The organism is Candidatus Hydrogenedentota bacterium (assembly GCA_019695095.1).
Lineage (GTDB): Bacteria > Hydrogenedentota > Hydrogenedentia > Hydrogenedentales > SLHB01 > JAIBAQ01.
In genome coordinates this window covers 1-9,666 of sequence record JAIBAQ010000210.1, presented here as the reverse complement: position 1 = coordinate 9,666, position 9,666 = coordinate 1, and the positions used below count along the sequence as shown (strand labels likewise).

Here is a 9,666-nt window from a genome sequence, read left to right as displayed (position 1 = left end):
TTGATGCCGACCACCCGCTCATATGGCACGTAGGAAACGATGCGGTCGACGAGCAGGAACGGAAAACGGTGCGGCAGCACCTTCATAATCATATTGACGTCGATAGCGGTGGGCAGCTTCGACAGCGACACGCCATTCCTCTTGGCGCGGCCATTCAGCAGGCTCTTTTTGACCTCTTGCGAGAACTTCACGTGCGACGCGTGGCCCGATTTTACGCCAATCACATGCCCCTTCACCGGGCGTCCGAGCAGGAACATGTCCCCGATAAGGTCCAGAATCTTGTGGCGCACAAACTCGTCCGGGAATCGCAAATCCTCGTTCAGAATGGACTCGTCGCCAATGGCCACGGCGTTCTCGAGGCTCACACCCCGAATAAGCCCCTGCTCCTGAAGCATCTTTGCGTCGCGCAGGAAGCCAAAGGTCCGCGCCGGCGCAATGTCCTTCACAAACGTGTCCGGCGTGATGACAAAAGACGCGTATTGTGTGCCGATGGCCACGTGGTCGAACGCAATCGTCATCGTGACACGCAACTCATCCGACGGCAACACGCTCAACGCAACGTCTTCGTTGCGGTAGTAAACCGGCTGCTTGATGCGAATGAACTGCTTCTCCGCGTCTTGCTCCACCATGCCCGCGCGCTGAAGCGTTGTCATGAAGGGAACCGAACTACCGTCGCCCACGGGCGTCTCGTTCGCGTCGACCTCAATGTCCAGATTGTCGATGCCCAGTCCTGCGATGGCCGCCAGAACGTGCTCGACGGTATGGACCTTCACGCCGTTAACGGCGATGGTGGTTCCGTACGTCACATCCACAACGTTGTCGATGTCCGCCTTAACGGCCGGCCGTTCAGGCAGATCAACCCGGTAGAACGTAATTCCGCTGTTCGCGGGAGCCGGTTTGAACGTGATGGTGGTGAGATTGCCTGTGTGCAGGCCGATTCCGGAAAACGACGCGTCCCTAGCTATGGTCTTCTGGCGTTCCATTGCCTTCTAATTGCTCCAATCGATGCTCGAGCTGACGAAGACGCCGAAGCGCCTCGGGGAGGTTGCGCAATGCCGCTTGCATGCGCCTCATGTGCTCTTGTTCCATGGCAGGGAACCCAAAAACGACCGTACCGGCCTTCACCGACTTGGTCACTCCGCTTTGGGCCGCGACGACCACCCCGTCGCCGACTTCTATGTGCCCCGCAACGCCCGAGGCAGCCCCTACCATCACATGATTTCCCAGGATCGAGCTTCCCGCTATTCCAGCATTCCCGCAAATTATGCAGTGCTTGCCTATCTGAACATTGTGACCGATTTGCACAAGATTGTCAATTTTGGTGCCGTCACCAATGGTTGTACTGCCAAAAGTAGCCCGATCAACGGCCGAATTGGCCCCAACTTCCACATCGTTTCCTAACACAACATTGCCCAACTGCGGGATCTTCACGTTTTCCCCGTTTTGCTGGACAAATCCGAACCCGTCGGCGCCTATTACCGCACCCGAATGAATGATGCACCGCTCTCCCGTCACCGTCCGGTCGTAAAGAGTGGCGTTCGCGTGCACTACCGTGCCTGCTCCGAGCCGGACTTCCGAGCCAAGGCTCGCACCCGCATGGACCACCACGTCATCGCCCAGCACGCAACCGTCCGAAACTCGCGCCAACGCATCAACCGACACATTTCGGCCTAACGTGACGTCCTTACCCACGCTGGCTGAAGAATGAACGCCGGGAGCAACCCCAGACTTCCCGCCGTAGAAATGAGTGGAAACCACCAGCATTGCCATGTAGGGATTGTCCACTTGAATGCGGGCGCACGGCGCCTCGGAGATGTCGCGCGAGACCAATACGGCGGCAGCCTGCGTGTCTCGCAGATGGACCGCATAGCGCGCATCGGAGAGAAATGTCAGATCTCCGGGACTAGCCTGGCGAATGCCACACAATCCCGTCACCCGAACGTCTCTATCTCCCTGTACGACGCCACCGACTAAGTCCGCTATCTCGCCAACGGTAGCATTCATTACACAGTGTCCGTCAACGATCCACCTGGCAACTCCGCTTCGTCTTAGGATTTGCCGTTGAGAAGCGCGATCACTTGGCTCGTTATATCGAGCGTCGTGCTGAAATAAATGACCGACGTCGGGCTCTTGGGATCCGCCTCCAGAATCAGATGGTAGTTCTGCTGGCTCCCAATCTGGTTCACCGCATTGTCGATGTCTTGCATGATTCCGCTAAGAAAACGCTGCGATTGGCGGTCGATGTCATCTTGCTTCAGCTTGAACTGGGCCTGGTATTCACCAAACTCGCGCGTAATCTCATCCTTGAGCTTCGTGCGCTCGTCGTCCGTCATCTTGTCCTTTTCGTCTTCGTACTTCTTCTTCTTGGCCTCGATGCTCTTGGAAAGCGCATCAATCTCGACCTGAAGCTTGTTCTTCTGGGCTTCAAGGTCTGCCAGACCCTGCTCACGTTTCTTGTAGCTGTCAAACACCATCTTGCGATTCACAACGCCAATCTTGAACTGGCCATCGGCCTTGGCGGGGGCGGCTTGCGCCTGGGCCGGCTTTGGCTGCTCGGCCGCGAAAACCGCTCCGGTGTACGCCAGCAGGGCGATTGTTACGACCGAAGCCATTGTCAAACTTGTGCGCACCACGTTGCTCATCCTTACCTTAGCTCCCTTTACTGGCTTATTCACGCGAGACGCTCACAAACAGGAACCGGAATAGTTCCACGCGCGCCTGCCATGCGAATTGAGATCCTATTTAGATACTGGGTTACCCCATCGGACAGAATGGGGAGAGTCTATCATTAGAGCTCCCGCGCTCGCAACACGAACGCGGGAGCCAGAAGTGCATTTTCCTAAGACTAGAATCGGAACCCGGTCTGAAGGTGCAACCTTCCGGAGCCTTGATCCTCGTCCGGGTTAAGTGGGATACCGTAATCGAGCCGTATCGGTCCCATCTTGGGAACGTCCACGCCAAAACCGATACCCGTCGAATACTTCATATCGCCCATGTCGAATTCGCTGGGCTCTAGCCAAACGCCACCCGCATCCACAAAGCCATAGACGCGGAACATCTTGTTGATCTTGTACTTCACTTCCAGGTTGTTCACGAGCCGGACTTCGCCGCCCACGGCTTCGTAGTCGCCCCAGAAGCGGTGCTGACGCACCTTCGGGCCGATATCGCGCGTATCGTAACCGCGCACGGTGGACGTACCACCCGCAAAGTAACGGTCTGCCAGAGGAATCACGTCGGAGTCGCCAAAGGGAATCCCGATACCCTGACGGGTCCGTACCGAAAGAACCCACTTCTTCTCTTCGCCGAAGCTCCAATACCACGACGAATCGTGATCGAACTTCCAGAAGTTGTTGTCACCGCCGATGCCAGCGACTTCAATCTGGAAGTCGTGCTTCGAACCCTTGCCGGGATCGCGCCCCGAATCGGTCGTGTTGCGCGTGATACCCCAAATATTGCTGATGGTCGTGTCGCCGCCAATGTACTCGCGATACGGATTGAACAGCCACGTGTTATTGAAATCGCTGTAATTCACGTTGCGGTATCGCAGCGACGTCCTCGCCGATACGTACGGAGAGAGAATCTTGCCTAAGCGGAGCTGGCCGCCCATCGTCTCTTCGGTGTAGTTGTTGCCACCTTCGTACTCGTAGCTTTCGTCATAGAGGTCAAACCCGAACATCAGCGGATAGCCGAAGATCTCCGGATCCGTAAAGCTCAGGTTGTACTCCGTCCGGCGCTCACCAAGGTTCAACCGCAAACGCATCTGCTGGCCGCCGCCCGAGAACGTGGGCCAATTCATGATATCGAAGTTGTTGAACCGAAGTTCGGTATACCCGCCGAAGCTCTCTTCCGTGCTGTAACCGAATCCGAAGTTCCAGAATCCCGTCTTGCCTTCGTCAACATCGACAAGCAGGTTCGAGAACAAATCGTCGCCTTCGATCGGCTCAAGGTTCATCCGTACCGCTTCGTAGTACTCCGTGCTTTCAAGACGGCGCTGCGTGCCTTCCAGCAACGTACCGTCGAAACGCTCGCCCGGATTCACGAGTATCTCGCGGCGCACCACGTCATCTCGCGTCACGTTGTTGCCCGTGACCTTAATCTCTTTGATGTACTTGAGCTCATCTTCGCTCAAGTTGTAGACGATATTCGTCGTGTGGTTCTCTTTATTCAGCGTCACCTGCGGAACCGACTGCGCATTCACGTAACCGGCATCCGCGTAGCCCTTGCTGACCGCGTCCGAGTCCTTCTGAACCTGCGACTTGTTGTGAATCTCGCCGACATTGACCTTGAGCAGCTTCTGCACTTCGTCATCGTCAAACACGGTGTTGTTCGCGATTTCGAGGCTGCCGACGTGATACTCGGGACCTTCGGAAAGATTAATGGTCAGTACCATCTTCTTTCCGCTGTCGGAGTACTGAAGGTCCGTGCCCGCGACTGCCGCCTCAAGCCGGCCATGATCGCCATACTTGTCCACGATGGCCTTCAAATCCGTCTCGAACTGATCCTCGTCGTACTTTCCGCCGAAGAACAGCTTCCGCTTCTTGGTCTTCATCGTCTTGCGGATTTGACGATCGGAGAGAGCCTCGTTGCCTTCAATGTGAATCGCGGCAATACGCGCCTTGCGGCCTTCGCTGATGTTGTACGTGATGCGCACGCGCGAAGGACCCACCTCTTCCACGACGATATCCACCGTCGTGTTCGGAATGCCCTTGCTTTCGTACAGCTTCAAGATCGCCGTGCGCTCGTCTTCGTACTTGCCTTCGACGAACGTATCGCCTTCATGCCACGAAATGGCACTGCGCACCGTGCGCGCTTTGAGTTTCTTGTTGCCGACAATCTTGATCTCGGAAATGACTCGCTTCTCCTCGACGACATACGTCAGGATGACCTGGTCGCCTTCGGGAGAAACATCCGCCTTCACCGTCGTGAAGAAGGTCGTGTCATACAAACGACGAATGTCACGAGATACGGCTGGCTGGCTGTACGTCTGCCCGGCCTGAACCTCAAGTTGTGCGCGCACCGCCTGTTCGCTCACGCGTTCCAGGCCTGAGATTCGCACTTCCTTGATGGACTTGCCTTCGTACTCCTGTGCGCTTGCCAGCGCGCTCACAATCACCAAAACCGGGATGACCGAGAGGAGCTTTCGATAGATCACTGAGTTACACCTTCCGCTATAGGTATTAACGGCTCAAATTCCAGCTTGTTCGCCATCTCCGACGGGCGCACTTCAATCCGCATCCCAGGCATATACTCGCCTTTCAACAACAACTCAGATAACGGATCTTCGACAAATTGCTGTACCGCTCGACGCAACGGGCGAGCACCATACTGCTCGTCGCTGCCTTCGCGGACCAGGAATTCCTTCGCCTCGTCCGTCAGGTACAGCTCATAGCCTTTTTCCCCAACGCGTTCTATCACTTCTGCCACGTGAATGTCAACGATCCGCAACAACTCTTCCTGGGTCAGCCGATGGAATACAACCACTTCGTCCACCCGGTTCAAGAACTCCGGATTAAACACTTTCTTCACTTCTTCCATCACTCGGGAGCGCATTTCCTTGAATTCGCTCTCTTTCGATTCGCGCTGGAATCCTACCGTGGTCGACCGGCCAATCCGCCGCGCCCCAATATTGCTGGTCATCACGATGACCGTATTGCGGAAGTCGACCTTGCGGCCTGTAGAATCCGTCATGTGCCCGTCTTCAAGCACCTGCAAGAGAATGTTGAACACATCCGGGTGCGCCTTCTCGATTTCGTCGAACAGCACCACCGAATACGGCCGCCTCCGCACCTGCTCCGTGAGCTGGCCGCCTTCGTTATAGCCAACGTATCCGGGAGGCGCCCCGCCCAACCGCGACACCGCAAACTTTTCCATGTACTCTGACATGTCGATCGTGATGAGCGCGTCTTCATTGCCAAACAGGAACGACGCGAGACTCTTCGCGAGCAGCGTCTTGCCTACGCCCGTCGGCCCAAGCAACAAGAACGAACCCACCGGCCGCCGCGTATTGCGGAGCCCGGCCCGCGAACGTTGAATCGCGCGCGTGATCGCGTCGATGGCTTCTTCCTGCCCAATGACGGATTTGCGCAGTTCGTCGCGCATGCGCAGCAATCGCGACGATTCGCTCTCTTCAAGCTTGGTCAGCGGCACGCCCGTCCACTTCGACACGATGAAAGCGATGTCTTCATCGGTGACGATCGTCTCCGCCGAATCGCGCTTGCGCTCCCAATCGCGCTTCTTCTCTTCGAGTTCCCCAATCAGGGTGCGCTCTTTGTCGCGCAGACTCGCCGCCCGCTCATATTCTTGCCGGCGGATGGCCGCCTCCTTCTCCTGCGTGACCTTCTCGATTTGCTGCTCGATGTCTTTCAGCGCCAGCGGACGCGTCGTCACCTGCAACCGCGCGCGACTACCCGCTTCGTCGATAACGTCCACGGCCTTGTCCGGCAGGTAGCGATCCGTAATGTACTGGTGCGAAAGTCGCGCCGCGGCCACAATCGCGTCGTCCGCAAACTTGACGCGGTGATGCGCCTCGTACTTGTCCCGCAACCCCTTGATAATCTCGATGGTCTGCTCCACGCTGGGCGCATCCACGATAATCGTCTGGAACCGCCGCGCCAACGCCGCGTCCTTCTCGATGTGCTTGCGGTATTCATCCATGGTCGTCGCGCCGATGCACTGCAATTCGCCGCGCGCCAACGCAGGCTTCAACATGTTCGCGGCATCCACCGCGCCTTCCGCCGCGCCCGCTCCGACAATCGTGTGCAATTCGTCGATGAACAAAATGATGTTGTCCGCCCGGCGAATCTCTTTCATGACCGACTTCAAGCGTTCCTCGAACTGGCCCCGGTACTTCGTGCCCGCCACAACACCCGCAAGGTCGAGCGTAAGCACGCGCCGGTTGAGCAACAAGTCCGGTACGTCGCCGTTCACAACCGCCTGCGCCAATCCTTCCACGATCGCCGTCTTGCCGACGCCCGCCTCGCCGATCAACACCGGATTGTTCTTCGTGCGGCGGCTCAATATCTGTATAACGCGCTCGATTTCCGATTCGCGCCCAATGACGGGGTCCAGCTTCCCTTCGCGCGCCAAGGCCGTAAGGTCCCTGCCAAACGTGTCCAGCGCGGGCGTCTGCGACTTCTTGCTGGTAGCAGGTTGCGGACCGCCCGATTTGCCCTGGTCTCCAAGCAAACGGATGACCTCCGTCTGAATTCGGTCCAAATCCACCTTCATGTCCTGCAGCACCTTCGCCGCAATCCCTTCGCCTTCTTTCACCAGGCCCAAAAGGATGTGCTCGGTGCCAATGTAGCTGTGGTTAAACCGGCGCGCCTCTTCGACGGCCAATTCAAGCACCTTCTTCGCGCGCGGCGTGAATGCAATCTCCTCGCTCGACACCACCGCGTTGCCGCGCTGGACCTGCTGCTCGATTTCGAGCGCGAGCGATTCGATGTCGACGCCCAGATTCTCCAACGCCCGCGCCGCGATGCCATCCGGCTCACGGCACAAACCCAAGAGAATGTGCTCGGTTCGTACGTACTCGCTTCCCAAACGGGTCGCTTCTTCACGCGCTGCGCTTACGACGCGCTTGGCTCGTTCGGTAAATCGTTCCCACATGTCTGTATCACCTTAATCCTATGATGCCTTGCAACAACCGCCCAAAGCTCGGCGGCAGAGTCCAGGGCTATGCTGCTTTCGAAAACCGTTTGCGGAACATGTCCGCCCGCGCAACACTCCGCGCCACCGCGTCCGCGGCCTCGCCAAGCGCCTGCGCCACGTGCGTAGGCTGACTCGCCATGAGCACTTCATTCACCAATCCGATGGAAAAACCATCCAGTTTGTTTACCGCTATTCCCAGTCGTATCCACGACAACACGTCGAGTGCCTCGTTAAACTCAAGAAGATGCGCTCCTCGCGCAACTCCGATCGCCCTCCCGACCCGGTCCAGCACGCCGCTCTCGTTCTCGGAAAGCATCGACTCGCGCGCGGCCCGCTCTTGCGCCAGGAGGTCCGACGCCAACGAACGGACGTGGTACGCGATCTCCTCTTCCGAACGGCCAAGCGTCGCCCGGTTGGACAACGCATACATCTGACCCGGAGCGCTGCTCACTGGGCCAAACATGCCTTCCAGGACGTGCTGTTGCTCACGGACGCTCTTCTCAAGCCCCAGGATCTTCCCGGAAGCGGTAAGACCTGGAAGGTGTACAAACACGGAAGCGCGAAACCCCGTGCCCACCTCGTCGAGCGCCGCCGTCAAATACCCATGCCGATCGTCAAACGCGAAATCGAGCCCTTGCGAGAATTGGTCGTCAATCTTGGTCAGACGGCTCCAAAGCTCCGAAACTTGCAGCCCAGCGACCATGACGCTCATTCGCAGGTGGTCCCGCTCATTCACCATGACGCTCATGCTCAAATCGTCGGCGACATAAACGCCGCGCGCACCATGATTCTCGATGAGATCGTGCGAAGCGAGGTTTCGCTCAATAAGCAGACGGGTCTCGCGAACACTCAGGTCCCCGATGGAATAGTACTGCCCCGCACCGAAAAAGGAGTTGCCGTCGATAACCGACAATGCCCGCTCTTCGACCGTGCGCTTCTCGTCGTCCGCGCAACGGCCCGGGAATGGCAAGTCGGCGAGGTTCCGCGCGAGGGTGCCGCGGCATCCGAATACGATATCCGCATCCGGGCCGCTTCCTGCCAGCCATTGGGCCGGCTTGTCCAGCAAGGTCTTAAGCATGGCGTTACCCTTGCCCCACGCCGGGACGAATTGCTTCCTTGATAACGAGCGCCTCCTCGATCCCTCGGATTGCATCTCTCAACTTAGCCGCTTCCTCGTAATTCTCCGATTTGAGCGAACTACGCAGAAGCGCGCGCTTGGTCTGTAATTCAGCGCGCAACAACTCACGCTGGTCATCCATGCGCGGCGCCTTGCCGCGATGGCGCAACGACGTATGCATGCCGCGAAGAATGGAGTCCAAATGGTCCCCAAAACTCTCGTAGCACACTGCACAACCTACACGGCCATCCTGCATAACGTCTTTGAGTTCGGCACCGCACGTCCGGCAGGCCTTGTGGCTGACCACCGTGTCGGTGGCTGGAGGAGCAGCTTTCTGCTTCTTCGGCGTAGGAGCCGCCCCGGCCAGTTCAAACCCCGAGGCCGCAATGTCTTGCTGCTTCGCCATGCAGTCGGAACAGACATGCTGTTCCGCCACCTTGCCGTCCACCACCTCGGCATACCGCACCGTTGCGATGTTCTTATGGCACCTCTGACAAAGCATCGATATCACCTCTATTTCTTAGTATAACACCGCAACATAGGCGGTTTCATTTCCGGCCCGAAACACATCGCAATCTCCAAGCCGGACTGCCGTCGCCAAACATGCCTTGCGCAACTATTCTGGACGAGGTGCCAAGCCCGATCAAGCTTTGCTGCGTATCGCCGCTCGACTGGACTCTTAATTGAGGCATCCGATCTTTCCGGCACGGTATATCCTCAAGAACCTCTCCGTGGTGCTCCGGCCCACCTTCCCATCTATCCATTGGTCCCATCGGTCCCATCGGCCCCATCGGCCCTCCCCTGCCGTGGCGTGGTCCCTTGCTGTGGCGTGGTCTCCTGACCGCGCCACTCTTGCGACCGGCAGGTCTCCATCCCGTCGACCTCCCCTGCTGTGGCGT

The 9,666-nt window shown here is 57.8% G+C and carries 7 protein-coding genes; all 7 read right to left on the bottom strand.

What is annotated here, in order from left to right; translation table 11 throughout:
- Positions 1–983, bottom strand: a 983-nt coding sequence (gene lpxC / locus K1Y02_22705) for a UDP-3-O-acyl-N-acetylglucosamine deacetylase (GenBank protein MBX7259191.1), incomplete at its 3' end; no start/stop codon positions are given.
- A complete protein-coding gene (gene lpxD, locus K1Y02_22700; GenBank protein MBX7259190.1) occupies positions 958–2,004 on the bottom strand; it encodes a UDP-3-O-(3-hydroxymyristoyl)glucosamine N-acyltransferase in 1,047 nt (348 codons plus the stop codon). The genes lpxD and lpxC, both read right to left, overlap by 26 nt.
- Positions 2,005–2,048: 44 nt before the next feature.
- Entirely contained in the window at positions 2,049–2,633 is a 585-nt protein-coding gene (locus K1Y02_22695) for an OmpH family outer membrane protein (GenBank protein MBX7259189.1), read from the bottom strand.
- A gap of 212 nt (positions 2,634–2,845) precedes the next feature.
- Positions 2,846–5,152 carry an outer membrane protein assembly factor BamA gene (gene bamA / locus K1Y02_22690; protein ID MBX7259188.1) on the bottom strand — a complete coding sequence of 769 codons (2,307 nt, stop codon included), beginning with the start codon at positions 5,150–5,152 and terminating at the stop codon, positions 2,846–2,848.
- Positions 5,149–7,608 carry an ATP-dependent Clp protease ATP-binding subunit gene (locus K1Y02_22685; GenBank protein MBX7259187.1) on the bottom strand — a complete coding sequence of 820 codons (2,460 nt, stop codon included), beginning with the start codon at positions 7,606–7,608 and terminating at the stop codon, positions 5,149–5,151. The genes bamA and K1Y02_22685 overlap by 4 nt, the downstream gene beginning before the upstream one ends.
- Positions 7,609–7,675: 67 nt before the next feature.
- The gene (locus K1Y02_22680; GenBank protein MBX7259186.1) at positions 7,676–8,728 is read right to left on the bottom strand and encodes a hypothetical protein; all 1,053 of its coding nucleotides are present in this window, start codon (positions 8,726–8,728) and stop codon (positions 7,676–7,678) included.
- 4 nt (positions 8,729–8,732) lie between these two features.
- Positions 8,733–9,269, bottom strand: a complete 537-nt coding sequence (locus K1Y02_22675; GenBank protein MBX7259185.1) for a hypothetical protein — start codon at positions 9,267–9,269, stop codon at positions 8,733–8,735.
- Between the last annotated feature and the right edge of the window lie 397 nt (positions 9,270–9,666).

Excerpts from the sequence above, each read along its gene's own strand:
- lpxD (MBX7259190.1), bottom strand. The coding sequence starts at position 2,004 with ATGAATGCTACCGTTGGCGAGATAGCGGACTTAGTCGGTGGCGTCGTA.
- K1Y02_22685 (MBX7259187.1), bottom strand. The coding sequence starts at position 7,608 with ATGTGGGAACGATTTACCGAACGAGCCAAGCGCGTCGTAAGCGCAGCG.
- K1Y02_22680 (MBX7259186.1), bottom strand. The coding sequence starts at position 8,728 with ATGCTTAAGACCTTGCTGGACAAGCCGGCCCAATGGCTGGCAGGAAGC.
- K1Y02_22675 (MBX7259185.1), bottom strand. The coding sequence starts at position 9,269 with ATGCTTTGTCAGAGGTGCCATAAGAACATCGCAACGGTGCGGTATGCC.